The sequence below is a fragment of the Mesorhizobium sp. Primo-A genome (assembly GCF_003997175.1).
GTDB classification, from domain to species: Bacteria; Pseudomonadota; Alphaproteobacteria; order Rhizobiales; family Rhizobiaceae; genus Mesorhizobium; species Mesorhizobium ciceri.
Window position 1 is genome coordinate 264,147 of sequence record NZ_RZTG01000006.1, and the last position, 26,111, is coordinate 290,257.

Here is a 26,111-nt window from a genome sequence, read left to right on the forward strand (position 1 = left end):
CCTCTCCCCCGTCGATCGGGTGAGAGGTGTCGAGCGCAGCTCGACGGAGTGGGGGTCGACGGAGTGGGGGCGACCCTTGGGCGCGGTGCAGGAAGATTCTTGCGCCTAGTGGCCTTCCAATGTCCGTCGCGACGGTTGCCGGGTGGTTCCCCCACTCCGTCGCGGCTTCGCAGCGCCACCTCTCCCCCCTCCGGAGGGAGAGGAAATGGCACCAAGCCCTGCTTGCTAACGCTCCTCCCTGCGAAATGGCTTGAGCAGCGCCGACGGCGCCACCGCGTTGCGCGACATCACAGCCATGGCGACGATGGTGAAGATGAACGGCAGCATCAGGAACGCCTCGTAGGGGATGTGTCCGAGCCCGCTCGCCTGCATGCGCAGCTGCAAGGCATCGACGAAGGCGAACAGAAGTGCCGCACCCGCCGAGCGCCATGGATCCCAGCGGCCGAAGACGACCAGCGCGATCGCCACCCAGCCGCGCCCGGAGACGACGCCGAAGGTGAAGGCGTTGAACTGCGCCATCGACAGGAAGGCGCCGGCCAGCCCCATCAGCGCGCCGCCGAGGACAACCGCCTGGAAGCGTGTGGCGATGACGCTGACACCGGCCGAATCCGCGGCACGCGGATTTTCACCGACCATGCGCACCGACAGGCCCCATGGCGTGCGGTAGAGTATGAAAGCGGCCAACGGAATGGCCAGGATCGCCATGTAGACCAGCGCGAACTGGTTGAACACCGCCGGCCCGAGCACCGGAATGTCGGAGAGGAGGGGGATCGGCAGCGTCTGAAAACCATTGATGTTGGGCGGCACAGACTGCTGGCCGAAGATCAGCCGGTAGAGGAAATAGGCAAGGCCCGACGAGAACAGCGTCACGCCGATGCCGCAGACATGCTGGCTGAGGCCGAGCACCACCGTGAACAACGCATGCAGCGCACCCATCAGCATGCCGGTCAGCACCGCCGCCAGCACGCCGAGCCACAGGCTGCCGCTGAGGCTGGCAGCGGTGAAGCCTGTCATCGCCGACAAAAGCATGATGCCTTCGATGCCGAGATTGAGCACGCCGGCCCGTTCCGAGAACATTTCGCCCAGCGTTGCAAAAGCCAGCGGCGTGGCGATACGAATGATCGCGGCCAGAAAACCGACCTGGAAGATCTGTTCGAACACCGCGCTCATCGGGCAACCCCGACGCGGCGGATGCGATAGGCGGTGAACAGCAGCGCCACCAGCATGGCGAGCAGTGCAGTGCCCTGGATGACATCGCTGAGGAAGGCCGGCACGCCGGTCGCCCGCGACATCGCCTCGGCGCCGGTCATCACGGCGGCAAGGAAGATCGCCGCCGGCACGACGCCAAGCGGGTTGAGCCGCGCCAGCATGGCAACGACGATGCCGGAATAGCCGTAGCCCGGCGAGATGTCGCTCATCACCTGGAAATGCACGCCGCCGACCTCGCCGACGCCGGCCAGTCCGGCCAGCGCGCCGGACAGCAGCGCTGTCGAGATCAGCACGCGCTCGACATGGATGCCGCCATATCTGGCCGCTTCCGGGTTTTCGCCGGTGACCCTTATCCTGAAGCCGAGCGTGGTGCGCACGATCAGGAACCAGATCAGCGGTGCCGCCAGCAGCGCCACGATAACGCCGAGATGCAGCCTTGTACCTTCGATCAGCACAGGGAAATTGGCCGAATCCTCTATCGGCGGCGAGATCGGATAGCCGCTGAAGGAGTCCTTCCACGGTCCTTCGATCAGCGCCATCAGCGCGTAGTAGATGACCGAGTTGAGCAGCAGCGAACTGACGACATCGTCGACCTTGAATTTTACCCTGAGGGTCGCCGGCACCAGCGCGACCGCGGCCCCGGCCGCAGCGCCTGCGACCGCCATCAACACCATGGCGAGCGGTCCCGGCATCGGGATGGCGCCGACAAAGCAGCTGGCCACCGCGCCGGCCAGCAATTGACCCTCGGCGCCGATGTTCCAGAATTTTGCCCGGAAGGCGACCGCCACCGCCAGTCCGGTGAAGATCATCGGCGCGGCGCGCACCATCGTTTCGGTGATCGCATAGCTGTCGCCCAGCGAGGCCGTGAACATCACGCCATACGCATCGAGCACGCCGGCGCCGGCCAGCGCGATCAGGCCACTGCACAGGACAAGCGTCGCGCCGATAGCCAGCAGCGGCAAAGCGAGGTTGAACCAGGCCGGCGTAGAGGTGCGGACTTCCAGGCGAAACATCAGCTGTGCCCCTCCGCCCCGGTCATCATCAGGCCGAGCTGTGCGATCGTTGCATCGGCGCTGTCGAGCGTGCCGACAATGCGGCCCTCATACATCACCGCGATGCGATCGCAGAGCACCAGCAGCTCTTCCAGATCCTCGCCGATGACGATGATGCCGCAGCCCTTGGCCCGCATGTCGAGGAACTTTTCGTGGATGAAACGCGCCGCGCCGATATCGAGCCCGCGCGTCGGTTGCGAGACGATCAGAACCTTCGGGTCGAAGGCCAGTTCGCGTGCCAAGAGCGCCTTCTGCAGATTGCCGCCGGACAGCGCTCCCGCGCGGGTCATCGGCCCGGGGCACCTTATATCATAGGCCTTGATCTGCTCTTCCGCGAAGGCGCGGATCGTATCCGGCTTGAGCAGGCCCTTGCTGCTGAACGCGGCGGTGCCGATGCGCGGCAACACCATCGAATCCGCGAGCGGCAGGTTGGTAACCAGCCCCGTCGTCATACGGTCTTCCGGGATGCGGCCAAGACCGAGCGCCTGCACTTCGCGCGGCGAAAAGCGTGAGACTTTCTGGCCGGCGATCGTCATCCGGCCGGCGTCAGGTACGCGCACGCCGGAGATGACCTCCGCCAGCGCGCGCTGGCCATTGCCCGACACGCCGGCAATGCCGAGGATCTCGCCTGCACGCACGGCAAGCGACACGTCGCGCAGCGCCGTACCCGAATGACGCGAGGTGGAAATGCCGTCGAGGGTCAGCACCGCAGCACCGGGCGTCGACTGTCCCCGCGCCGGCGGCACGATCTCATGGCCGCACATCAGTTGCGCCATTGCGGACGATGTCGTGTTGGCGGGATCGTCGACGCGGCCGGCGACGCGCCCATGCCGCAGCACTGTGCAGCGATGCGTCAGTGCCCGCACCTCGTTGAGCTTGTGCGAAATGAAAATGATGCCGAGCCCTTGCGCCGCCATCGACCGCAACGCCGAAAACAGCCCGTCGACCTCGCTCGGCGCCAGCACCGCCGTCGGCTCGTCGAGGATCAAGAGCCTGGCGCCGCGAAACAGTGCCTTGACGATTTCGAGCCGCTGCTGCTCGCCGACCGACAGCGCCGAGACCGGAAGATCGGGATCAAGCGTCAGCCCATGCTGGCGGCCGATCTCGGCCAGCCGCGCCAGCCCGCCGGCGCGGTCGATCCGCCCTGTCTTGCCGGGAATGCCTATCAGCAGGTTCTCCAGCACCGTCAGCCTTGGCGCCAGATGAAAATGCTGGTGCACCATGCCGATGCCGGCGGCTAGCGCATCGGCGGAACTTGTGATCCGCACCGGCCTGCCCTGGATGAGAATCTCGCCGGCGTCGGGCGCATAGGCGCCGAACAGCACGTTCATCAGCGTCGTCTTGCCGGCGCCGTTCTCGCCCAGCAGCCCGAGGATCTCGCCCGGCGCGACGCTAAGGTCGACAGCCTCGTTCGCCTTGACGGCGCCGAAGTGTTTGGTGATGCCGCGCATTTCGATGAGGGGGGCGGACAAGGGGGCTCCTGAACGTACGGGCTTTGCGATTCAGCTTTGATTGAGAGGAATGCGCTGCACCCCCCTCTGGCCTGCCGGCCATCTCCCCCTCAAGGGGGAGATTGGATGTCATATCGGCTTTCGCCAATTTTCTTGAAAGAACAGCGCGTCGCCGAAACTGCTAATCTCCCCCCTTGAGGGGAGATGTCCGGCAGGGCAGAGGGGGGCGCCTAGCGCCAGCCCCTCAAACCAGAACTCAATCCGAAACCGGCGTGTTCTCGTCCACGTCGACGCGGAAATTGCCTTCGAGTATCTCGGCTTTCTTCTTTTCGACCAGCTCCTTCACGTCCGCCGGCAGCGTCTTGTCGAACTTGTGGTAAGGCGCCAGATGCGAGCCGCCCTTGGCCATGCGCGAGAAGTCGCCATAGTCCTGCGCGGTGAAGACGCCGGCCTTGACCAGCTTGATCGCCTGTTCGACCGTCGGATACATGTCCCAGACCGGGCCGGTGATGACCGTATCCGGGCCGAGACTCGATTGGTCGGACATGTTGGAGATGGCAAGGATCTTCTTGTCGACCGCCGCTTCGATGACACCGAAGCGCTCGGCATAGATGACGTCGACACCGGCGTCGATCTGCGCGACCGCCGCTTCCTTGGCCTTGGGCGGATCGAAGAAAGAGCCGATGAAGGCGACCTTCTTCTTGATGTTCGGGTTGACCTCCTTGGCGCCGGCGAAGAAGGCGTTGACCAGCCGGTTCACTTCCGGAATGCCCATCGCCGCGACGGCGCCGATCGTGCCCGACTTCGACATCTTGCCGGCGATCATACCGGAGAGATAGGCGGGCTCGTGGATCCAGTTGTCGAACACGCCAAAATTCGGTTCCGCCGGCCCGGCACCGGAGCCGAACAGCCAGGCGGTCTTCGGGAACTGCTTGGCGGTGCGGCGCGATTCACGCTCGGCGGCGAAGGCATCACCCAGCACCAGCTGGTAGCCGCCTTGCGCGTATTCGCGCATGACGCGGCTGAAATCGGCGGTCTGCACCTTCTCCGACCATTTGTATTCGATGCCGAGTTCCTTCTCGGCTTTCTGCAGGGCGACATGGATCTGGTTGTCCCATGGCTCCTCGATCGGCGTGGCGAAGATCGCCGCCACCTTCAGTTTCTTGTCCTTGCCGAAGGCAGCGCCCGGCAGCATTGCCGCAGCCAGGCCAAGCGCGCCCAACTCCAGCACATTGCGTCGCGAAAGCCCTTCGCGTGCGGATTGAAATCTGTTCTTTCGGTTTTCCATTGTATTCCCCTCTGTTCGACAGCCGTGTCGAGCCGGCTGTTCTAAAAATCAGACGAGGAACTATGGAACGGGTCCGGACTTTTGTCCACGTGGTCAAATTTAACCGCACCGGATTCTCGAAGTTAGCCGGAGAGACTTGCCGATCAGACCCGTTCCAGCGCGATCGCGATGCCCTGGCCGACGCCGATGCACATGGTGGCAAGCGCATACCGGCCGCCGCGCTCGCGAAGCTCCAGCGCCGCCGTGCCGGATATGCGGGCGCCCGACATGCCCAAGGGATGGCCGAGCGCGATGGCGCCGCCATTCGGGTTGACGTGTTCGGCGTCCTCGGCAATGCCGAGCTGGCGCAGCACGGCGATGCCTTGCGAGGCAAAGGCTTCGTTGAGCTCGATGACGTCGAACTGTTTTGGTGTCAGGCCAAGCCGCGCGCAGAGTTTTTGCGTCGCCGGCACCGGGCCGATGCCCATGATGCGCGGCGCCACGCCGGCGGCAGCCCCGCCGAGGATGCGGGCGATCGGCGTCAGCCCATACTTTTTCACCGCCGCCTCGGAGGCAACGATCAGTGCCGCCGCGCCGTCATTGACGCCGGAAGCATTGCCGGCCGTCACCGTGCCGCCCTGCCGGAACGGCGTCGGCAGCTTGGCCAGCGCCTCGACCGTTGAGCCCGCGCGGGGGTGTTCATCCTTGCTGACAATGAGCGCATCGCCCTTGCGCTGCAGGATGGTCACTGGGGTGATCTCCTTCGCCAATCTTCCATTGGCTTGTGCGGCGACGGCCTTGTTCTGGCTGCGCACTGCGAAGGCGTCCTGGTCGGCCCGCGACACCGAAAAATCCTCGGCGACGTTCTCGCCGGTTTCCGGCATGGAATCGACGCCATACTGCTTCTTCATCAGCGGGTTGACGAAGCGCCAGCCGATGGTGGTGTCGTAAATCTCGGCATTGCGCGAGAACGCCGTGTCGGCCTTGGGCATGACGAAGGGTGCCCGGCTCATCGATTCGACGCCGCCCGCGATCATCAGCTCCGCCTCGCCGGCCTTGATGGCTCGGGCGGCAATGGTCAGCGCATCCATGCCGGAGCCGCACAGGCGATTGACGGTCGAGCCCGGGACCTCCTTTGGCAGCCCGGCCAGCAGCAGCGCCATGCGCGCTACGTTGCGATTGTCCTCGCCGGCCTGGTTGGCGCAGCCATAGACGACATCGTCGATCGCCTGCCAGTCGATGCCCGGATTGCGCTCGGCCAGCGCCCTCAGCGGGATGGCGCCTAGATCGTCCGATCGTACCGAAGACAGCGAACCGCCGAAGCGGCCGATCGGCGTGCGGATGTAGTCGCAGATATAGGCCTCGGCCATGTCATGCAGCCTTTGCTTTTCCGGTTCCCTCATGCGCCGCCTTGGTGCGGGCCTGCAGGTCGCGCAATGTCTTCAATTCGAGTTCGCTTGGCGCCGGTGTTTCGTCAAGCGCCTCCGCGAACTTTACCACCCAGCCACAGCTCTCCTGCACCTGCTGGCGGGTGACGCCCGGATGCAACGACACGACGGTGAATTCCTTGGTCACCGGATCCGGCTTCCAGATGGCGAGATCGGTGATCAGCAAGGTCGGACCTGATGTGTCGATGCCAAGCCGCTTGCGATGGTCGCCGCCCTCGCCATGGCCGAAGGAGGTGAAGAAGTCGATCTTCTCGACCATGCCGCGCTTGGTCTGCGCCATTGTGATGTAGATCTGCTTCGACGAGGTCGCGATCTCCGGCGCGCCGCCGCCGCCGGGCAGCCTGGTCTTGGGATGGAAATAGTCGCCGATGACCGTGGTGTTGATGTTGCCGAACTTGTCGATCTGCGCCGCCCCCAAAAAACCGATCGAGATGCGGCCGCCCTGCAGCCAGTAGCGGAACATCTCCGGCACCGCGACGGTGGTGACGGCGGTCTCGCACAATTCGCCATCGCCGATCGACAGCGGCAGCACGTCGGGCGCGGTGCCGATCGTGCCGCTCTCGTAGATCAGCGTGATGTCAGGCGCATGCGTTAGCCGCGCCACATTGCAGGCCGCGGACGGTGCGCCGATGCCGACGAAGCAGACATCGTCATTCCTGAGCGCCCTGCTGGCGGCGATCGTCATCATCTCGTTGGGGGTGAAACCCAATGGATTGTCGCTCATGCCGCTTTCCTCAAATGCTCGACCCGGGCCGCGAAATCGCCGGCGCTCTTCTCGATGACATTGGCCTGCATCCACGCCTGGAATTTGTCACGGTCGGCGGCGATCTCGTCCCATTCGAGATAGGCGGCATTGTCACGCGCATAATAGCCATGTGCGTAGGACGGGTGCGAGCCGCCTGGCACGACGGATATCGCCGCGATCGTCCAGCGCGGCAGCACGGTCAGATTGGGGTGCAGATCGTCGAAATTATCGACCACTTCCTCCACCGTCACCACCGCTCGCTTGGCCGCCAGCACCGCTTCCTTCTGGATGCCGATGATGCCTTCGACCAGCACATTGCCTTGTCTGTCGGCCTTCTGCGCATGGATGAAGGTGACGTCAGGCCTGATCGAAGGAACAGCCGCCAGCACCTCGCCGGTGAACGGACAGGTGACAGACTTGATGTTCGGATTGACCGCCGCGAGGCCAGCACCGCGATAGCCGCGAAACACCGCGCAGGGCAGACCGGCCGCGCCCGCCTCATAGGCATTGGCCATGCCGGCATGGCTGTGCTCCTCGATCTCGATCGATCTGGGGAAACCGTTCTCGATGGCGTCGCGGGCGCGCCGCAGCAGGCCGACGCCGGGATTGCCGACATAGGAGAAGACGATTTTCTTCGCCATGCCCATACCGATCATCTGGTCGTAGATCAGGTCCGGCGTCATGCGGACCAGGGTCAGGTCGCGAAAACCCTGACGGATCGCCTCATGCGCCGCCGCCGTCGGGATCAGATGGGTGAAACCCTCGAAGGCGACCGTGTCATCATCGTTCAAATTCTCCGCAACAGCCTGTTTGAGCGGCAGGAACTTGACCATCGCATCGGCTCCGGGTTCAAAAAGTTCGCATTGCGAACATATGTTTTATATGCGATACTTTCTACGCTGGGGGAGGGCGAGGAGTCAATCCTGGCGTCGATGCCGTTCCCGCGGAGTTGAGATGGACGAAGAAGCCGCTTCCCGTGATCATGTCGGCTCGCTCGAGCGCGGCCTTGCCGTCATGGAGATCCTGGCTCGGCATCCCTCGGGCATGACGCTGACCGAAATGGCCGAGGAAGCGGGCCTGACCCGCGCCGGCGCCCGCCGCTTTCTGCTGACGCTCACCGCCACCGGCTATGCAACGCAAGCCGGCCGCGTGTTCTCGCTGTCGCCACGCTTGCTGACGATCGCCCGCACCTGGCTCGGCGGCGCCTCGCTCTGGGCCTTCGCCGCACCCATCATGCGCGCGGTCGCCGCACAGCTGAACGAGGCCTGTTCGGCGGCGATCCTGTCGGGTGCCGATGTCGTCTATGTCGCCCGTATTCCCGGCCGCCGCATCCTCAGCGTGTCGCTCGATGTCGGCACCAGGCTGCCGGCCTATTGCACCTCGATGGGACGCATCCTGCTTGCCGGTCTGACGCCTCAGGAATTGGACGCATTCCTCGGCCAGGCGACGATCGAGAGACGGACGCCGAAGACGATCACCGACAGGTGTTTGTTAGCCAACGCCATCGGCAAGGCGAAAGCGGACGGCTTTGCCATCGTCGACGAGGAACTGGAACTCGGCCTGCGCTCGATCGCCGTGCCGATCCGCGACCGCGCAGAACGCACGGTCGCGGCCATCAACGTCTCGACGCAATCGGCGCGGTTCTCCGTCGCGGAGATGGAGCGGGAGATTCTGCCGGCGCTGCTGGAGGCCAGGCAGCGGATTGAAGATTTTTTTGTGGTTTAAGAGGCCTTCTCCAACAACCTTCACCGTCGGCGGGACAGCGCCCCCCTCTGCCCTGCCGGGCATCTCCCCCTCTTGGGGGGAGATCGGACGTCACGCCGGCTTTCGCCAATCTCCAACGACGCAGGAATGGGCGAAGCCACCAATCTGCCAATCTCCCCCCTTGAGGGGGAGATGTCCGGCAGGACTGAGGGGGGCGCGAAGGATCGCGGCGTTTTGCAATTCGCCGCCGCCCCGCCGACCCTCAATGCTTGATGCGATCCCGCATGGCATACCACAGCATGCCCAGCACATAGAGCGGACCGCGCAGCGCCGTGCCGCCGGGGAATGGCATCGGGGTGAGCGTCGAGAACAGATCGAGCCGCGAGGCGTCGCCGGCGATCGCCTCGGCCAGGAGCTTGCCCGACAGCGTCGACAGGATGACGCCCTTGCCGGAATAGCCATGCGCGAAATAGACCTCGCCATAGTGCCCGACATGCGGCAGCCTGGATGTCGTCACCGACACCAGCCCGCCCCAGGCGTGATCGATGCGGCAGCCCTGAAGTTGCGGGAAGGTGGCTTCCATATGCGGCCGCACGAAGCCGGCGATATCGGCCGGCGGTGACGGCGTGTAGCGCTCGCCGCCGCCGAACAGCAGCCGGCCGTCCGCCGACATCCGGTAATAGTTGACGACGAAGCGTGTGTCGGACACCGCGACATTGGCCGGGATGACATTGCGCTTGCCCTCCAGCGGCTCGGTGGCGACGATGTAGTTGCCAACCGGCATGATGCGGCTGTTGACGCGCGGCTCCAGCCCATCGAGCAGAGCGTCACCGGCCAGCACGACATGTTTTGCACGCACCGATCCCTTTGCCGTCGAGATCCGGATCGAAGGCTCACGCTCCAGCTTCACCGCCACCGAATTCTCATGGATGACGACGCCGGCAGCAATCGCCGCGCGGGCAAGGCCGAGCGTGTAGTTCAGCGGATGCATGTGGCCGCCGAGCGGCTCATACATCGCGCCATGATAGGGTGTGTCGACCTTGGCTCGGGCTTCCGCCGCCGACAGGATTTCGGCGTGCGGGAACTTCATCACCGTAGCCAGGCACTCGACCTCTTCCTCGAGATCCTTGAGGTCGGAACCGTTGACCGCGCCGACCAGATGGCCGGTCAGCCTGAGATCGCAATCGATGGCATGGCGCTCGATGATGTCGAGCACCAGCCCACGCGCCTCGAACGCAAGATCGAACAGCACCTTTGCCCGCTCCGGCCCGTAGAGCTTGACCAGGCCCTTGGCGCCCTTGCGCAGGCCGGGGATCATCTGGCCGCCATTGCGGCCCGACGCCCCCCAACCGATCTTGCCGCCTTCGAGCAGCACCACCTTCAACCCGCGCTCGGCGGCGTGAAGGGCGGCCGACAGGCCGGTGCAGCCGCCGCCGACGACAACCAGGTCGGTGTCGACGTCGCCGACCAGCGCCGGATGGTCCGGCGCCGGATTGGCGGTGGCGACATAATAGGATTTTGCGATATCGAGGCCCGAATTGAAGCCCGTTGAACTGGAAGCCATGATCACACCTTCAGCAGAAGGTGGTCGCGTTCCCAGCTCGTCACCACGCCCTGGAACAGGTCGAGCTCGACGCTCTTTACGCGCAGATAAGTCTGGAAGAAATCCTCGCCGAGCAGTTCCCGCACCGGGCCGCAAGCCTCGAAACGATCGAGCGCCTCCTCCATCGTCTTCGGCAGCGTGCTCTTGATCTTGTAGGCATTGCCCGACGCCTCGGGCGAGCGCGCCAGTTTCTGCTCGACGCCGAGATAGCCGGCAAGCAGCGAGCCGGCGATCGCCAGGTAAGGATTGGAATCCGCGCCCGGAAGCCGGTTCTCCACCCGCCGCGCGGCGCGGCCGCCGGCCGGCACGCGCAGGCCGCAGGAGCGGTTGTCATGCGACCATTCGATGTTGGCCGGCGCGCTGTGGTTCGGCCTGATGCGGCGGAACGAGTTCACGTTGGGCGCGAACAGCGGCATGATTTCGGGGACATATTTCTGCAGGCCGCCGATGAAGTGGCCAAACATTGCGGTGTCGGCATCGTCGCTGCCGGCAAACAAAGTCCTGCCGGCCTCGTCGATGACCGACATGTGCAGATGCATGGAGCTGCCGGCCTGTGCGGCGATCGGCTTGGCCATGAAGGTGGCGTGCATGCCGCTTTGCTGCGCGGCCTGGCGCGTCAGCCGCTTGAACAGCAGCACCTTGTCGGCCAGCGGCAGCGCATCGCCATGCAGGAAGTTGATCTCCAACTGCGCGGTTCCCGACTCATGGATCAGCGTGTCGAGCGGCAGGCCGGCCGCCGCCGCATAATCGTAAATGCGGCGGATCACCGGCTCGAACTCCTCGAGCCCGGCCATATCGTAGGGATGCTGCACGGTCTCGGCGCGGCCATTGGCGCCGACCGGGGCGGTCAGCGGACGGTCCGGATCCGGATTGGGCGCGGTGAGATAGAATTCCACCTCGGGCGCCACCACCGCCCGCCAGCCGCGCTTGGCGTAGAGGTCGAGCACGGCCCTGAGCACATGGCGCGGCGAGGCCATCCAGGGCCGGCCGTCCATATGGAAGGCATCGGCAAAGACATAGGCCTTGCCGGGAGCGGCACCCGGCGCCAGGCAGAGCGTCGATACATCAGGCACCATGCGCATGTCCGGATCCGAATAGGCAAAACCCTCGTCGATCGAGCCGGAATAGCGGCCGTCGATGCTGACCAGGAAAGCGCTGCTCGGCAGATAGAGCGCGCGGTCTTCAAGCGCCTGGAGGAATTTGGCCGTCGGCAAGGCCTTGCCGCGCAGGACGCCGTTCATGTCGGGCACCAGGCACTCGACTTCGTTGATGCCGTGCCGGGCCAGCCAGGCCTTGGCATCGTTGCCGCTGGAGAGCGAGATGTTCGTGTTGTTGTCAGGCATTTTCGTTCAAATCCGTATCAGAGAGAGTATGGCTTGCGCGGCCGCATCCGTTCCGGGTTTCAGCGCCATTTGGGCTGCATTGTCCTTGAGGCGGGCGCGCATGGCATCGTCGGCCAGCAGGCCGAGAATGGCTTTCTCCAACACTCCTTCGGTCCAGCCGTCACGGCCGATATGGTCGCCGGTGCCGGTCTCTTCGGCGCGTTGCGCGTTGTCGTGTCCATCCCAGCAATAGGGCATGATCAGCGACGGCACGCCGAAGCGCAGCGCTTCGCAAAAACTGTTGTTGCCGCCGTGATGGATGAACAGATCCGACTTCGCCACCACCGAGGGCTGCGGAAACCAGGCGTCGAGATAGACATTGTCCGGCACCGCGCGGTAAGCGTCGCGCAGGCCGCCGGCATTGACGATGAAGCGCGCCGGCAGCCTGTCGAACACCACCAGCATGCGCTCGATCAGGCCGACATCCATGGCACCCAGGCTGCCGAAGCTGACATAGACCAGCGGCCCGCCATTGCGCGGGAACACCGGCACCTCGAACGGCCCTTCAGAACGCACGCAGCCCTCGAGATAGACGAAGCGCGCGGGGTCGAGCGGCTCGGCACGCTCGCGGCGCACGATCGTCGGCGTCAGCAGCAGGTTGAGATCGGGCGACGTCTCGAGGAACTGACCCTTCGGCAGCGGCCCCAGTCCGGCATCCGCCCGGAAGCGGTTGAAGCGGTCATGCGCCGGCGCGCAAGCCGCCAGATACCTGGCCTCGAACGCCGCGCGTTGCGGGTCGTCCACGCCAAGCCCCGACAGATAGGGCGGCACATTGGCGTCCGGCAGCTCGGTCTCGGCGCAGGAGACGACGCGCACCCACGGACAGCCGGCGGCGGCGATCGCCGGGAACATGATGACATTGTCGAGCACCACGGCATCCGGCTTGAGCCGTGCCAGCAATTGGCGCAGCGGCGCCTCGGCATTGACCGCGGTGTCGACGATGGCCTGCCAGGTCGGAGCGACATAGGTCTCAAGCTGGTCGATCGGGCTCAGCCTGAAATGCGGCAGGTGCCGGCGCACGAAAGCCTGCCAGTAGCTCTGACGTTGGCTCTCGCTCAGCGGCTCGTCGGTTGGCAACTGGTATTCCTGGAAACCATAGTCGGCAAAGACGCCGGAGAAACCGGCATGGCAGATGAAGACGGGCCGGGCGCCTTTCGCACGCAGCGCCTGCGCGATGCCGACGCAATTCAACGCCGCGCCGAAGCTTGCTTCGGGAAACAGCGCGATGGTCGGGCTGGCTTTACGCGTCAATTAATCCTCGTCATTCCGGCCGGCTGATCGTGCCGAACAGCGCGGGAGCCCCGCGGCTGGCCGCTTGCGGTCGCTGGTTGCGGGAGAGCCGCAGATGAATGCGAAGCAGATCGGCAGCCACCTCATACTGCAGGCTTTCAAGATGGTCGAGTATGACAAGGTGTTCGCGCAGCGATTGCCGCAATCGGAAGACGTTGACGCCGGCATAGATGCCCGGCAGCCGGCGCAGCCTGAGGTGATCGGCGAGCGCGTCGGCGATGAAGCGGTTGGCGCTGCCCTCGGCGAGCATGCCGTGAAAATCGATGTCCAATCGCTGGAACTCGCGTGTGTCGAAGGCGGCGTCCGGCAGCGTCACCAGCGCTTCCATAGCCTGGCGCAACGTCGCCGCCCGCGCGCCGTCCAGCCTGAAGCCGGGCGTCAGGATGGCCGCGGGCTCGAGCAGCAAGCGGAACTCGTAGCTGTCGCCTTGCGCTTCCGGATCGTCGGGCGTGCGCCGAAACAGCCAGGACTGGCCAGGCGCACGATCCAGCAGATTCTCTTCGGTCAGTTTGTTCAACGCTTTTAATACCGTCTTGCGCTCGGCACTGTAGCGCCGCATCAATCCCGCGACGGTCACCGTCTGGTCCAGTCGCCGCGCCGAGCGGTCGCGCAGGATCGCCTCGGCCAACTCGTCCTCCTCGGCAGCGGGCAATTCCGTGGCGACCGAAGCCTGCGCGGTGAGGTCGATGGCCAGATGATAACCGGACTCCGCCTCCCAGCGCACGACGCCCCGTTCCGCGAGCAGGCCGAGTGCCGCCCGCACCGGCGTGCGCGAGACATTGCACAGCGACGCGATCTGCTGCTCGGGCAAGCGTGCACCGGGCTCGAAGCCGCGCTGGCGCGCCACATCCAGGATGCGCTGCGCCAGATCAAGATGGTTGGTGCGGGGTCGTCTGGCTGCGGCTTGCATGGCTGGTCCAGCGGAAAACGAGATGACCGCATTGATTTGACCGATCGCCCGAACGGACGCAATCGGCCAGTTTCCTCGGTCGTTTGACAAATTATGGATTGACGTACTTTTTTCTGCAATAGTACTGTCAGCACAATCGGCGAGAAAAAGACCGAGGGAACAGGATCGAGGCAGCGGCAAGGGTCGCAAGCGTTGGTCCGGCGAATGAAATTCGACGATCAACCGAATGGGAGTCTGTCATGACCGCTACCAGCCTGCGGCGCCGTGCGCTGAAAACATCTTCGATCGCACTTGGCCTGGCCTTGGCGCTGTCCGCGCCGGCGACGGCTGCCGACCTCGTCATTTCCAACTGGGACGGCTACATGGCACCCGACGCCATGGCCGCCTTCAAGACCGCAACCGGCGTTTCGGGCGAAGTGGTGGTGCATGCCACCAATGAAGAGATCATGGGCAAGCTGATCGCCGCCGGCGGCAAGGGCTATGACGTGGTCTTTGTCTCCTCACCCTTCGCCGAGGTGCTGAACAAGCTCGGCCTGACCGAGCCGATCGACCACGCCAAGATCCCCAACCTCGCCAACCTCTATCCGGAAGCAGCCAAGCTGCCGCACGATGTCGGCAATGCCTTCTCGGTGCCCTACACCTGGGGCACCACCGGCCTCTGCTATCGCTCGGATCTGATGAAGGTCGCACCGGCCAGCTGGAGCGACCTGCTCGCGCCCTCCGACGAATTGAAGGGCAAGACCACCATGCTGGCGACCGACCGCTGGCTGCTGGCCGCCGGCCAGCTCGACAAGGGCTATTCGGTCAACGAAACCGACCCGGCCAAGATGGCCGAGGTCAAGGATCTGCTGATCTCGGCCAAGAAGACCCTGCTCGCCTATGACGACACCACCTTCTATTCCAAGCTGGTGTCCGGCGAGGCACTGATGGTGCAGGCCTGGGACGGCTGGTGCAATTACGGCATCGCCGAAAAGCCGGAGATCAAATACGTCATTCCCAAGGAAGGTTCGGACCTCTGGGTCGACACGATGGTGGTGATGAAGGCCTCCGCCAACAAGGACGCCGCCTTCCAGTTCATCAACTTCATGCTCGACGCCAAGAACCACGCCTGGGCGGCGCAGAACATCGACTACAAGGTGCCGAACAAGCCGGCCATGGAGAGCCTGCCGGCCGATTTTCTGGCAAAATTCCCCAACATGGCGATGCCGGTGGCCGATCTCGTCAAATTCGAGCAGTTGCGTGACGTCGGCGACGCCCAGCGCGACTATTCGAAGATCGTCAGCGAGATCAAGGCTGCGCAGTAAGCGGCGGCACATCAGAGACCACGGCCGACGGCGGGTTTCCGCCGTCGGCCGCTGAATGCGGTACCCAATCGTGTCCTCAACCAGACTTCGTTCCTCCTTGCTGATGGCCCCGGCGCTGGCCTGGCTCGCGGCCTTGATGGTGGTGCCGTGCGCGCTGGTACTGGCGCTCGCCTTCTTCCGGCGTGGCATCTATGGCGGCATCGAATACACCTTCACGCTGGAGAATTTCGGCCTGGTCTTCGACCCGCTCTATGCCGGCATCTTCCTCAATTCGGCGCGCATCGCCGGCACCGCGACCCTGATCGCGGTGGTGATCGGCTATGCTGCCGCCTACGCGATATCGGCGGCACCGCGCCGGTGGCAGCCAGTGTTCCTGTTCTTCGCCGTGCTGCCGTTCTGGTCCAACTATCTGATCCGCACCTATGCCTGGATCGTGCTGCTCAACCGCGAAGGCCTGATTACCCAGCTGCTGCGCTGGTTCGGCTACACCGGCGAGCCGCCGTCGATGCTCTACACCGAAGGCGCCGTCATCGCCGGCCTGGTCTATAACTACCTGCCCTTCGTCATTCTCGCCTGCTACGCGCCGCTGTCGCGACTCAACCCGGAACTCGCCGAGGCCTCGCGTGATCTCGGCGCTTCGGCAGCCACCACGTTCCGTCGTGTCATCCTGCCGCTGACCGTACCGGGCATCGCCGCCGGCGCGGTCTTCGTCTTCGTGCTGTCGATCGGTAATTTCGTCACGCCCGCGCTGCTCGGCGGCGGCCGCTTCCAGATGATCGGCAACCTCGTCTACGACCAGTTCCTGACCGCCAACGACTGGCCTTTCGGGGCGGCACTGGCGATGGCGCTGATTGCCATCATGCTTCTGGTACTGATGGCGCAAGCGCTGGCCGCCAATCGCGCCTCGGGTCACGTCACGCAAGCCGGCGGAGACACCGATGGCTGAGCGCTCCCCTGCCACGCGGCGCACGCTCTGGCTCGTGCTCAGCCTGGTCTTCGCTTTCCTCTACATCCCGATCGCCGTGCTGGTGGCGCTGTCCTTCAACGAAGGCGGGTTGCCGACGGCATGGTCGGGATTCTCCCTGAAATGGTATGTCTCGCTGGCCTCGAATTCGGCGATCCTGTCCGCGGCCCTCAACACGCTGATCGTGGCGCTGGTCTCGACCGCGATCGCCACTCTGCTCGGCACGCTGCTGGCGATCGGCATCGAGATGCGCCGGCAATACGGCAAGGCCCTCGAAGCGCTGATTTTCGCACCGATGATCATTCCCGACATCGTGCTGGCGATCGCGCTGCTCTCGTTCTTCTCCATGCTCAATCTAACCATGGGCCTGCACACCATCATCCTCGCCCATGTCGTCTTCAACCTCGCCTTCGTCTGCTCGGTGGTGCGCGCGCGGCTGAAGAGTTTCGACTGGTCGATCGTCGAGGCCTCCGCCGATCTCGGCGCCTCCGCGCTCACCACCTTCCGGCGGGTGACATTGCCGGTCATCGCGCCGGCGGTGATTGCAGGGGCGCTGCTCGCCTTCACGCTCTCGGTCGACGAGTTCATCATCGCCTTCTTCACCGCTGGCGCCGGCCGCGCCTCGACGACGCTGCCGATGCAGATCTACGCCATGATCCGCTTCGGCATCACGCCGGAGATCAACGCGCTGGCGACCATCGTCATGGCGGTCTCGATCACCGCGCTGACCCTGTCGCAGCGGCTCAACCGTGGGATCATCGGCCAATGAGCGAACCCCGCACTCTGCTGGCCATCGATCATGTGTCGAAGAATTTCGGCAGGGTGATGGCCGTCGACGGCATCTCGCTCGACATCCGCGAGAACGAGTTCTTCGCTTTGCTCGGCCCGTCCGGCTGCGGCAAGACCACGCTCTTGCGCATGCTGGCCGGTTTCGAGACGCCCAATGACGGGCGCATCCTGCTCGACGGACGTGACATCGCCAAAACCCCGCCCAACAAGCGGCCGGTCAATCTGATGTTCCAATCCTATGCGCTGTTTCCGCATATGAGCGTTCGCGCCAATGTCTCCTACGGCCTGGAGATGGAACGTTTGCCAACAGCTGAAATCCGCTCCCGCGTCGATGCCATCCTGGCGACGACCGAGCTCGTCCCCTTCGCCGACCGCAAGCCGGAGCAATTGTCGGGCGGCCAGAAGCAGCGCGTCGCGCTTGCCCGCGCGCTGGTCAAGCGGCCTCGCCTGCTGCTGCTCGACGAGCCGCTCGGCGCGCTCGACAAGAAGCTGCGCGGCGCCATGCAGCTGGAATTGAAGCGCCTGCAGCACGAGGTCGGCATCACCTTCGTCATCGTCACCCATGACCAGGAGGAATCGCTCGTCATGGCCGACCGCATGGCGGTGCTGAAAGACGGCAGATTGCTGCAATGCGACACGCCGCACGCGATCTACGAACACCCCGCCGATCGCTTCGTCGCCGACTTCATCGGCGTGATGAATTTCGTGCCGGGCCAAGCCGCCGTCGATGGCGTTGTAGCCACGAATGGCGCACGCATATCAGGCAAGGTTCCGGCAACGCTCTCGCCCGGCGCATCCGCTGTCGCTTCGGTGCGCCCTGAGCGCATCCGGCTATTCCCATCGGCGGAAACCGCCAACCGCATCACCGGCACGGTCGAGGCGCTGGCCTATCAGGGGCTGGACCTGCAGCTGCATGTCCGCACGCCCCTGTCGCCAAAGCCGTTCCTGGTGCGCGTCACCGCAGATGCCGCCGACCGCCGGCCGGTCTCGTCGGGCGACCAGGTCGAACTCGGCTGGGATGCCGCCGATGTCAGAATTTTCGCAGAATGACAGGAGAAGCCTGATGGCGCAGAAGACGATCGCGTTTTTTCCAGAAGCCGCCTACGGCCCGGCGCTCAATTCCGTCGGTATCGCCCAGGCAGTCGAAGCGCGCGGCCACAAGGCGGTGTTCCTGTCCGACCCCGGCTTCGTCGATGTCTACAAGGGCTACGGCTTCGAGGCGCATCCGGTGAACCTGTCGGAGCCGATGCCGCCCGAGCAGATGGCGAAATTCTGGGAGGATTTCATCAACGGCCATATCCCGAACTTCCGCAAATCGCCCTACGACCAGGTCGACAACTACGTCAAGGATTGCTGGACGGCGATCGTCGACAGCGCCAAATGGGCGCAGAAGGATCTGCCGCGCGTTCTCTCAGCCATCAAGCCGGATGTGATCTGCGTCGACAACGTCATCCTGTTCCCGGCCATCAAGCAGTACGGCAAGCCGTGGGTGCGCGTCATCTCCTGCTCGGAAAACGAGATCGAGGACGAGGACATCCCGCCCCATCTCTCCGGCTGCGGCGAGAACGACCATGCCGGCCACCAGCGCTACCGCGACCACTTCAATGCGGTGATCAAGCCGATCCATGACGACTTCAACGGCTTTCTCACCGCCAACCACGAGGCGCCCTATCCGATCGGCCAGTTCTTCGAAGCCTCGCCCTATTTGAACCTGCTGCTCTACCCCGAAGCGGCAAAATTCAAGCGCCGCCATCCGCTCGACCCGGCAAAATTCCAGTACCTCGAAGGCTGCGTGCGGCACGAAAAGCCGTACACGGTGCCGACCTTCTCCAGGAACAATGACGGGCCGCTGCTCTACGTCTCCTTCGGCAGCCTGGGCGCCGGCGATGTCGATCTGCTGAAGCGCATCATCGCGACATTGGGCAAGACGCGCTACAGGGCTCTGGTCAATGTCGGCGGCTACAAGGACCAGTACACGGACGTGCCCGGTAACGTCATTGTCGACAGCTGGTTTCCGCAGCCCTCGGTGATCCCGCAGGTCGATGCCGTCATCCACCATGGCGGCAACAACTCGTTCACCGAGTGCCTCTATTTCGGCAAACCGGCCATCATCATGCCCTATGTCTGGGATGGCCACGACAACGCCACCCGCGTCGAGGAAACCGGCCACGGCTTCGGCATGCCGCGCTACGACTGGACCGATGCCGAGCTGGTTGCCAAGATCGAGACCTGCCTGACCGACCCGGCGATGAAAGCCAAGCTGGCGAAGACATCGGCGCAGATGCACGCGCAGAATGGGCCGGAGAAAGCGGCCGGGTTGTTGGAGACGCTGCTGTGATTGAGATGCGGAGCCCAGGCGCCCCCCTCTGGCCTGCCGGCCATCTCCCCCTCAAGGGGGGAGATTGGATTTCGCGGCGGCTTTCGCCAATTTTCAACGCTGAAGAAGAGACACAGAAGCCAAAGTTGCCAATCTCCCCCCTTGAGGGGGAGATGTCCGGCAGGACAGAGGGGGGCCTCGTAGAGCGAAAACGGGGCGGGATTGAGCGCCCAAATGATGGAGCACGCTCATGACCTCCTCCGCCCCACACCTCCACCAGGCCACCACCCGAACCGACCTCGTCGACTGGGGCGTCCAACCTGACGCGCTGGACGGCGCTTCGCGCTCCACCGGCAGGCTCGTGCACAAAGGGCCAAACAACCAGCCGGAATCCGGCATCTGGGTCTGCACGCCAGGCCGCTGGCGCCTCAGTATCCCGCGCGACGAATTGTGCCATTTCGTCGCCGGCCGCGCGACCTACCGGTCGGATGTCGGTGAGGTGATAGAAGTCTCCACCGGCACCGTGGTCATGTTCCCTGCCGGCTGGAGAGGCGAATGCACCGTGCATGAGACGATGCGCAACGTCTACATGCTGGCGTGACCACGGAGCTTGATGACATGTCGACACCGCACTGGCCGAAGGCTTCGGCCGTGGAATTGGAAGACTGGGGCGCGGGCAGCAACACGCTCGCCGGTTCGCCGCGCGCTTCGGGCAAGATCCTGGCGCAGAACCCGGACGGATCGAGCGAATGCGGCCTGTGGGCGTGCACGCCGGGCACGCGCAAGGTCACCTTTGGCGCCGACGAATTCTGCCACTTCCTGTCGGGACGCGGCAGCTATGTCCATGGCGACGGCGAGGAGATCGCGGTCGAGGCCGGCACGCTGGTATTCTTCCCCGCCGGCTGGACCGGCATCTCCATCATCACGCAAACGCTGACCAAGGCCTTCATGTGCCGCTGAGCACCCATTTCCAAGGAATCGATATGACAACCCCCATCATGAAATCCCCGCTTACCATTACCGACCTCGTCGACTGGGGCGTCATCCCGACCATGATCGAGGGCCAATCCCATACCTCGGGCAAGCTGCTGTACAAGGGGCCGGAAGGCCGCTCCGAATGCGGGCTTTGGGTCTGCACTCCGGGCAAATGGCACTGCCATGTCACCCGCGACGAGTTCTGCCATTTCCTCGAAGGGCGCTGCACCTATGTGCATGAATCCGGCGAGGTCATCGAGATCGAGCCGGATACGGCAGCGTTCTTCCCGCAGGACTGGAAGGGCGTCTGCACCGTCCATGAGACAATCAAGAAGGTCTACATGATCCGCTGAGCCTTCTCGATAATTCTGCCCTGCCGGACACCTGACGCGGCTTTCTGCGCTTCCGGTGCTCACGGACTAAATGTCCGCTGCGCTCCGGTTCTCGAAAGCCACGCCATCTGCCTCGGCAGGACGAATTCTCAAAAAGGCTCCGTAAATGGAGAAGGACAAAATGGATTTCTCTCCTGACCGGCCAACCTTCTTCGTCAATCCGGACTACCGGTCGATGGCCGGCGCGGCAAAACCGGTGATCGATCCGGCGACGCTGGAAACCGTCGGCGCTATCTCTGCTGCGACAGACGGCGAGATCGATACCGCACTCACGGCCGCGACGAAGGCGCAGGCCGCCTGGAAGAAGCTCGATGCCAAGAGCCGGGCCAAGCATCTGCATGCCGTCGCCAACGCCATCGAGGCGGCGGACTTCACGCGTTGCGCCGAGCTGATGGTGCGCGAGATGGGCAAACCCTACCCCGAAGCGATCGGCGAGATCGCCAATTGCGCGCCGATCTTCCGCTACTATGCCGAGATGGCGCGCGACGATGCCGGCAAGATCGCCGGCACGACGCAGGCCGGTTCGTTCCAGTATGCGCGCTACGAACCTTACGGCGTCTCCGTACACATCATGCCCTACAATTTCCCGATCCTGCTGATGTGCTGGACGGTCGCCGCATCGCTCGCCGCCGGCAATGCCTGCATCATCAAGCCGGCCGAGGCGACGACGCTCTCGACGCTGGACTACATGACCGTGTTCCGCTCGCTGCCAGAGGGGCTGGTCTCCTGCCTGCCCGGCGGAGCGGCCACAGCGCAGGCGCTGATCGCCTCCGACCGCACCCATGCCGTTGCCTTCACCGGCTCGGTCGCCGCAGGCAAGGCGGTGGCGGTAGCCTGCGCCGAACGCATGAAGCCGTGCGTCATCGAGGCCGGCGGCAGCGACCCGCTGATCATAAGCGAGCATGCCCCGCTCGAGATCGCGGCGGCCGGCAGCGTCACCGCCGCCTTCCACCTCACCGGCCAGGTCTGCACTTCGGCCGAGCGCTTCTTCGTCGTCGATTCCGTGCATGACCGCTTCGTCGCGCTGTTCGCCGAAAGGACGCGGGCGCTGCGCATCGGCAACGGCATGGACAAGACCGAGATCGGCCCGCTGGTCAGCGAAAGCGCGCGGACCAAAGTGATGCGCCTTGTGGATGACGCCATTGCCCATGGCGCCAAGGCGGTGACCGGCGGGCGCATCCCGCCGGCGCACAACATCGGCTGGTTCTACGAACCGACCATCCTGACCGGCGTCACCCCTGATATGGCGATCGTGCGCGAAGAGTGTTTTGGACCCGTCGCCGCCATCTGCCGGGTCAGGGATTTCGACGAGGCGATCCGGCTTGCCAATGACAGCCCGTTCGGGCTCGGCGCTTCGGTGTTCACATCGAATCTGGCCGAAGCCCACGAGGCGGCTGAACGGCTCGAAGCCGGCATGGTCTGGGTCAACAACCCGCTGATCGACAACGATGCCCTGCCGTTCGGCGGCTGGAAGGCCTCGGGCCTTGGCCGCGAGCTCGGACGCCAGGGGCTCGACGCCTTCCGCCGCTCCAAAATGGTGATCATCGACCACAAGCCTGCGATCCAGGACTGGTGGTATCCCTATCCCGACAGCTGGTTCCGCGAAACCGGCGGCCGCAAGCACGTCTGAGTGTTTCGAGCCTGGCTATCCCTGGACGCCAGCTCGGTGGCTATCCCTGGATAGCCAGCCCGACCATGAGCGGGAAAAGGCAATGCCGCCGAGTGAAACCCGGCGGCATCTTCTTTGACTGACCACTACCGTTTCGGCGGCGGTTCGTTACGGCGTCGTTTCCGTCTGCATCGCGGCAGCCGTCTGGTCGATCTTGCCGGCAAGGACGTCTTGAGCCCAGGACGTGACCGCGGCGTCGACGGGCTTGTTGGCCATATCCGCCAATGCCGCGTCGAGCGATGCATCATCGGTGCCGACCGCGGCCGCAGCAGCAGCAGCGTTGTCGGCAGCGACCTCGGCCTGCAGAGCAGCTATCTTCCCAGGCAGGGCCGCCTGATCTTCGGGCGACATCGCGGCAATCTGATCGGGTGTCAGGGACGTCAGCGCATCCAGCTTAGCCTGTGCTGCGTCGGCGGCGGCCTGAGCGACCTTGGCTTTGGCGGACTGCGTCACGAATGCCTGAAGGGCGGCGAATTTCTTGCTCTTCGAGTTCATATAGGCATTGATGTTGCGCTTCAGCGAGCTCACCCGGCCAAGCTTGGCGTGGATGTTCTTGCCTTTGGGCACGGACGAGACCTTGGTGGTCTTGTCGACCGTGGTGTCGTCCGCTTTGGCCACCTGGCCGGGGGCCGACGACGACTTGCCGTGCGAAGCGCCGCTCTTGCCATTGCCGCCGCCGTTGCCATTGCTACCGCCGTTGCCGTGCCCGTTGCCTCCGGCATTGCCACCGCCACCGCCGTGCCCATTGCCGGCGAGCGCCGGAGATGCCAGGAGCGCCAATGCGGCAAGCGCCGCCAGCAGAGTTTTCCGGTTTGTCATGGTAATCTCCTCGGGAATCGTCGCCCTGGCCCGACCGCTAAGCGACCGTCCTATGAGGAATTGCTAATAGTGCAGAGTAAACTTTAGACAAATGCTGTCTCAATACGCGATCTGGCACCCGGCCAGAAACTTAACCGACTGATATCAAACACAAATTCACGCTCTTGGACGGCCATGGCACTGAAGTCCCATGCCGGCAGGACTATAGTCCTGCGGGCAAGCAGCGGCATGGGTGAAAGTCTTTGCGTGGTATATCGGACAAGCTTTGAAAACAGGGGAGTTGATAGCGAAAGCAAAAGGCTCAGCCGATACTTTCACCGCCGTCGATTACCAGCGCCTGGCCGGTCATGAAGGATGAACGGTCGGAGACAAGGAACAGGATCGCTTCGGCGATCTCATCGGCGCTGGCCCAGCGGCCCATCGGGATCTTGGTGCGGACATAGGTTTCGATCGCCCCGCGTCCGCCCATCTGGGCGATGAACGGTTCGTTGAACGGCGTGTCGACCCAGCCCGGACAGAGCGCGTTAATGCGGACATTGTGACGGGCATAGTCGAGCGACATCTGCCGTGTCATCGCCACCACCGCATGTTTGGAGGTTGCGTAGGCGATCATCTCGCGGTCGTAGAACACGCCCGAATTGGAGGCGGTGTTGAGGATGACCCCGCCGCCCTGCGCGATCATCGAGGGCATGACCTGTCTCGCCGCCAGGAACTGCGCCCGCACATTGACCCGCCACGAGGCATCCATGCCGCCGACCTCCACTTCGGTCAGCGTGCCGCCGATCTGGATGCCGGCGTGATTGTGCAGGATGTCGATGCGCCCATGCCTGTCGAGCGTGCCGGCAATGAGCTGTTCGACCGCCGCATCATCAGCGACATCGGTCGTGATCGCCTCGGCTTGGCCACCGACCGCGCGGATGTCCGAAGCCGTTGCTTCGCCGGCGGCCTGATCCCTGTCGGCGATGACGACCACCGCGCCTTCCCTGCCCATGATCATGGCGCCGGCGCGCCCGATGCCGGAGCCGGCGCCTGTCACCACGGCGATGCGGTCTTTGAGGATCATGATGCGGCTTTCAGTTCGACGGCTTGCGCTGGCGCAACTGCCATTGGGCAAGCACCACGAGCAGCACGGAAGCGACGAGCACGATCGTCGCGATGGCGTTGATCTCCGGCGTCACGCCGCGCCGGATCGACGCGAAGACATAGATCGGCAGCGTCGTCTGCGCGCCGGCGACGAAGAAGGCGATGATGAAATCGTCGAAGGAGAAGGTGAAGGCGAGCAGGAAGCCGGCAACGACCGCCGGCATGACCTGCGGCAGCACGATCGAGCGGAACGTCGTCAACGGCGTCGCGTAGAGATCGCTCGACGCCTCGACCAGATTGCGGTCGAGGCTGCCGAGCCGCGTGCCGACGATCATCGTCACCAGCGCCATCGAGAACAGCCCGTGCGCCGCGATGATCGAACCGTAGCCGAGCGCCAGCCGCGGCGGCTGGTCGTCCGGCCAGATCGAGGCGAGGAACGGATTGACCACGGTGAACAATTGGACGAGCGCGACCAGAGTCGAAATGCCGATCACGACGCCCGGAACGACGATCGCGGCGCCCAGAAGTGCGTCGAAGACCGCGCGGGTCCGCACGCCGACGCGCGCCAGGCCGAGTGCCGCCGCGGTGCCGCACAGCGCCGCCAGCAAGGCGCTGGTGGTGGCGATGAACAGGCTGTTCTTCAGCGCTTCGACCAGGAACGGGTTCGCCAGTGCCTTGCCGTACCATTGCACCGAAAAGCCGGTGAACTCGCTGGCATGGTGGCCGGCGTTGAAGGAAAACAGCACCACCAGCGCGATCGGCAGATAGAGGAAAGCGAACACCGCAATGACGAAAGCCCGCATCAGATCAGATCCACCCGGCGCGCGCCCGAAACTCGGGTCGAAATGCGGTTTGCGGCAATCAGCACCTCCACCGAGACCAGCACCAGCGTGATGGCGATGGCCGATCCGAACGGCCAGTTGCGCGATTGCAGGAACAGGTCGACCAGCGCATTGCCGATGAAGAACACCTTGCCGCCGCCAAGCAGCGTCGGGATCAGATATTCGCCGAGCAGCAGGATCATGACCAGCGAGAAGCCGGTCATCACGCCCGGCAACGACAGTTTCAGGGTCACGCCCAGGAAAGTCGATAGTGGCGTGGCGCCGAGATCGGCGGAGGCTTCCAGCAGCCTGCGGTCAAGCCGTTCGAGGCTGACATAGATCGGCAGGATCATCAACGGCAGGTAGCCATAGACGATGCCGAGCAGCACCGCGCCCGGCGTGTTGATCAGCCTGACATCCTCGATGCCGACAAAGGCGAGCAGCGCCGGAATGCCGCGCCCGCCCAGAATGTACATCCAGGCATAGGTCCGCATCAGCAGGCTGGTCCAGAACGGAATGACGACCAGCGCCAGCAGGATCAGCCGCCAGCGCTGCGGCGCGCGCAAGGCGAGATAGTAGGCAACGGGATAAGCGACGAGAAGGCAGGCGAGCGCTCCCACCGGCGCCAGCACCATGGTGTTCCAGAAGGCGGTCGCCCGCGCCGGAAGATTGGCATATTGCGCCAGCGTAAAGGCGGCCTGATAGCCGCCTTCCGGTGCGCGTTCGCCGACGCTGAACACGGCGATGGCGATGAACGGCAGCACCAGGAACACCACCAGCCACGCGGTCGCCGGACCGAGCAGCATGGCGGTCAGAAAATTCCTGCGAAGACGGCTGCCGTGCATGGAAAGATTGCCCCGGTGCCGGCGGGCATAAACCCGCCGGTCAAATTATCTGAGTCGAATTTGAGGCCGTCG

At 64.3% G+C, this 26,111-nt stretch carries 25 protein-coding genes; 10 read left to right on the forward strand and 15 right to left on the reverse strand.

Features of this window, described 5'->3' with window-relative positions:
- Window positions 1–225: 225 nt before the first annotated feature.
- From EOC83_RS13695 to EOC83_RS13725, 7 genes are all read right to left on the reverse strand, one after another.
- Window positions 226–1,170 carry an ABC transporter permease gene (locus EOC83_RS13695; protein WP_063169487.1) on the reverse strand — a complete coding sequence of 315 codons (945 nt, stop codon included), beginning with the start codon at window positions 1,168–1,170 and terminating at the stop codon, window positions 226–228.
- Window positions 1,167–2,222, reverse strand: coding sequence for an ABC transporter permease (locus tag EOC83_RS13700; RefSeq protein ID WP_063169488.1), 1,056 nt, complete (start codon window positions 2,220–2,222; stop codon window positions 1,167–1,169). Before EOC83_RS13700 ends, EOC83_RS13695 begins: the two co-directional genes overlap by 4 nt.
- Entirely contained in the window at window positions 2,222–3,733 is a 1,512-nt protein-coding gene (locus EOC83_RS13705) for an ABC transporter ATP-binding protein (protein WP_063169489.1), read from the reverse strand. Before EOC83_RS13705 ends, EOC83_RS13700 begins: the two co-directional genes overlap by 1 nt.
- 235 nt (window positions 3,734–3,968) lie before the next feature.
- On the reverse strand, window positions 3,969–5,000 hold the full coding sequence (locus tag EOC83_RS13710; RefSeq protein ID WP_013528955.1) for a BMP family protein: 1,032 nt from the start codon (window positions 4,998–5,000) through the stop codon (window positions 3,969–3,971).
- Between the two features lie 143 nt (window positions 5,001–5,143).
- Window positions 5,144–6,349 carry a 3-oxoadipyl-CoA thiolase gene (pcaF, locus tag EOC83_RS13715; RefSeq protein ID WP_013528954.1) on the reverse strand — a complete coding sequence of 402 codons (1,206 nt, stop codon included), beginning with the start codon at window positions 6,347–6,349 and terminating at the stop codon, window positions 5,144–5,146.
- Between the two features lies 1 nt (window position 6,350).
- Window positions 6,351–7,151: a CoA-transferase subunit beta gene (locus tag EOC83_RS13720; RefSeq protein WP_063169490.1), complete on the reverse strand. Its 801-nt coding sequence runs from the start codon at window positions 7,149–7,151 to the stop codon at window positions 6,351–6,353.
- On the reverse strand, window positions 7,148–8,005 hold the full coding sequence (locus tag EOC83_RS13725; protein WP_063169491.1) for a CoA transferase subunit A: 858 nt from the start codon (window positions 8,003–8,005) through the stop codon (window positions 7,148–7,150). Before EOC83_RS13725 ends, EOC83_RS13720 begins: the two co-directional genes overlap by 4 nt.
- Window positions 8,006–8,126: 121 nt before the next feature.
- Here EOC83_RS13725 and EOC83_RS13730 point away from each other — a divergent pair, with 121 nt between their 5' ends.
- Window positions 8,127–8,897 (forward strand): IclR family transcriptional regulator C-terminal domain-containing protein, encoded by a 771-nt coding sequence (locus tag EOC83_RS13730; protein ID WP_027163027.1) that lies wholly within the window; start codon window positions 8,127–8,129, stop codon window positions 8,895–8,897.
- Between the two features lie 241 nt (window positions 8,898–9,138).
- Here the strand turns inward: EOC83_RS13730 and EOC83_RS13740 are convergent, their stop codons facing one another.
- From EOC83_RS13740 to EOC83_RS13755, 4 genes are read right to left on the reverse strand one after another with little or no spacing between them, the layout of a single operon-like run.
- Window positions 9,139–10,440: an FAD-binding oxidoreductase gene (locus tag EOC83_RS13740; protein WP_063169492.1), complete on the reverse strand. Its 1,302-nt coding sequence runs from the start codon at window positions 10,438–10,440 to the stop codon at window positions 9,139–9,141.
- Between the two features lie 2 nt (window positions 10,441–10,442).
- On the reverse strand, window positions 10,443–11,822 hold the full coding sequence (locus tag EOC83_RS13745; RefSeq protein WP_063169493.1) for a glutamine synthetase family protein: 1,380 nt from the start codon (window positions 11,820–11,822) through the stop codon (window positions 10,443–10,445).
- Between the two features lie 6 nt (window positions 11,823–11,828).
- Window positions 11,829–13,112, reverse strand: coding sequence for a glycosyltransferase (locus EOC83_RS13750; RefSeq protein WP_013528948.1), 1,284 nt, complete (start codon window positions 13,110–13,112; stop codon window positions 11,829–11,831).
- Window positions 13,113–13,122: 10 nt separating this feature from the next.
- Window positions 13,123–14,061, reverse strand: a complete 939-nt coding sequence (locus tag EOC83_RS13755; RefSeq protein WP_063169494.1) for a GntR family transcriptional regulator — start codon at window positions 14,059–14,061, stop codon at window positions 13,123–13,125.
- 239 nt (window positions 14,062–14,300) lie between these two features.
- On the opposite strand from EOC83_RS13755, the gene EOC83_RS13760 reads away from it, so the two are divergent.
- The 9 genes from EOC83_RS13760 (at window position 14,301) to EOC83_RS13805 (ending at window position 22,432) form a co-directional block, all read left to right on the forward strand.
- A complete protein-coding gene (locus tag EOC83_RS13760; protein ID WP_063169495.1) occupies window positions 14,301–15,365 on the forward strand; it encodes a spermidine/putrescine ABC transporter substrate-binding protein in 1,065 nt (354 codons plus the stop codon).
- Between the two features lie 103 nt (window positions 15,366–15,468).
- Window positions 15,469–16,311: an ABC transporter permease gene (locus EOC83_RS13765; RefSeq protein WP_027163033.1), complete on the forward strand. Its 843-nt coding sequence runs from the start codon at window positions 15,469–15,471 to the stop codon at window positions 16,309–16,311.
- Window positions 16,304–17,098, forward strand: coding sequence for an ABC transporter permease (locus EOC83_RS13770; RefSeq protein ID WP_063169496.1), 795 nt, complete (start codon window positions 16,304–16,306; stop codon window positions 17,096–17,098). The genes EOC83_RS13765 and EOC83_RS13770 overlap by 8 nt, the downstream gene beginning before the upstream one ends.
- The gene (locus tag EOC83_RS13775; RefSeq protein WP_024504743.1) at window positions 17,095–18,168 is read left to right on the forward strand and encodes an ABC transporter ATP-binding protein; all 1,074 of its coding nucleotides are present in this window, start codon (window positions 17,095–17,097) and stop codon (window positions 18,166–18,168) included. Before EOC83_RS13770 ends, EOC83_RS13775 begins: the two co-directional genes overlap by 4 nt.
- Before the next feature lie 13 nt (window positions 18,169–18,181).
- Window positions 18,182–19,456, forward strand: a complete 1,275-nt coding sequence (locus EOC83_RS13780) for a glycosyltransferase (protein ID WP_063169497.1) — start codon at window positions 18,182–18,184, stop codon at window positions 19,454–19,456.
- 229 nt (window positions 19,457–19,685) lie between these two features.
- A complete protein-coding gene (locus tag EOC83_RS13790) occupies window positions 19,686–20,036 on the forward strand; it encodes a cupin domain-containing protein (protein ID WP_063169498.1) in 351 nt (116 codons plus the stop codon).
- Between the two features lie 17 nt (window positions 20,037–20,053).
- The gene (locus EOC83_RS13795) at window positions 20,054–20,395 is read left to right on the forward strand and encodes a cupin domain-containing protein (RefSeq protein ID WP_063170399.1); all 342 of its coding nucleotides are present in this window, start codon (window positions 20,054–20,056) and stop codon (window positions 20,393–20,395) included.
- Between the two features lie 23 nt (window positions 20,396–20,418).
- The gene (locus tag EOC83_RS13800) at window positions 20,419–20,763 is read left to right on the forward strand and encodes a cupin domain-containing protein (protein ID WP_013528939.1); all 345 of its coding nucleotides are present in this window, start codon (window positions 20,419–20,421) and stop codon (window positions 20,761–20,763) included.
- Between the two features lie 160 nt (window positions 20,764–20,923).
- Window positions 20,924–22,432 carry an aldehyde dehydrogenase family protein gene (locus EOC83_RS13805; RefSeq protein WP_063170400.1) on the forward strand — a complete coding sequence of 503 codons (1,509 nt, stop codon included), beginning with the start codon at window positions 20,924–20,926 and terminating at the stop codon, window positions 22,430–22,432.
- Window positions 22,433–22,579: 147 nt separating this feature from the next.
- Here EOC83_RS13805 and EOC83_RS13810 read toward each other — a convergent pair whose 3' ends face one another.
- From EOC83_RS13810 to EOC83_RS13825, 4 genes are all read right to left on the reverse strand, one after another.
- Complete coding sequence (locus tag EOC83_RS13810; protein WP_063169499.1) at window positions 22,580–23,290, reverse strand: hypothetical protein; 711 nt, start codon at window positions 23,288–23,290, stop codon at window positions 22,580–22,582.
- A 301-nt stretch (window positions 23,291–23,591) separates the two neighbouring features.
- Window positions 23,592–24,353, reverse strand: a complete 762-nt coding sequence (locus tag EOC83_RS13815) for a glucose 1-dehydrogenase (protein WP_063169500.1) — start codon at window positions 24,351–24,353, stop codon at window positions 23,592–23,594.
- Window positions 24,354–24,363: 10 nt separating this feature from the next.
- Window positions 24,364–25,176 carry an ABC transporter permease gene (locus EOC83_RS13820; protein WP_063169501.1) on the reverse strand — a complete coding sequence of 271 codons (813 nt, stop codon included), beginning with the start codon at window positions 25,174–25,176 and terminating at the stop codon, window positions 24,364–24,366.
- On the reverse strand, window positions 25,176–26,039 hold the full coding sequence (locus tag EOC83_RS13825; RefSeq protein WP_063169502.1) for an ABC transporter permease: 864 nt from the start codon (window positions 26,037–26,039) through the stop codon (window positions 25,176–25,178). Before EOC83_RS13825 ends, EOC83_RS13820 begins: the two co-directional genes overlap by 1 nt.
- Window positions 26,040–26,111: the final 72 nt, after the last annotated feature.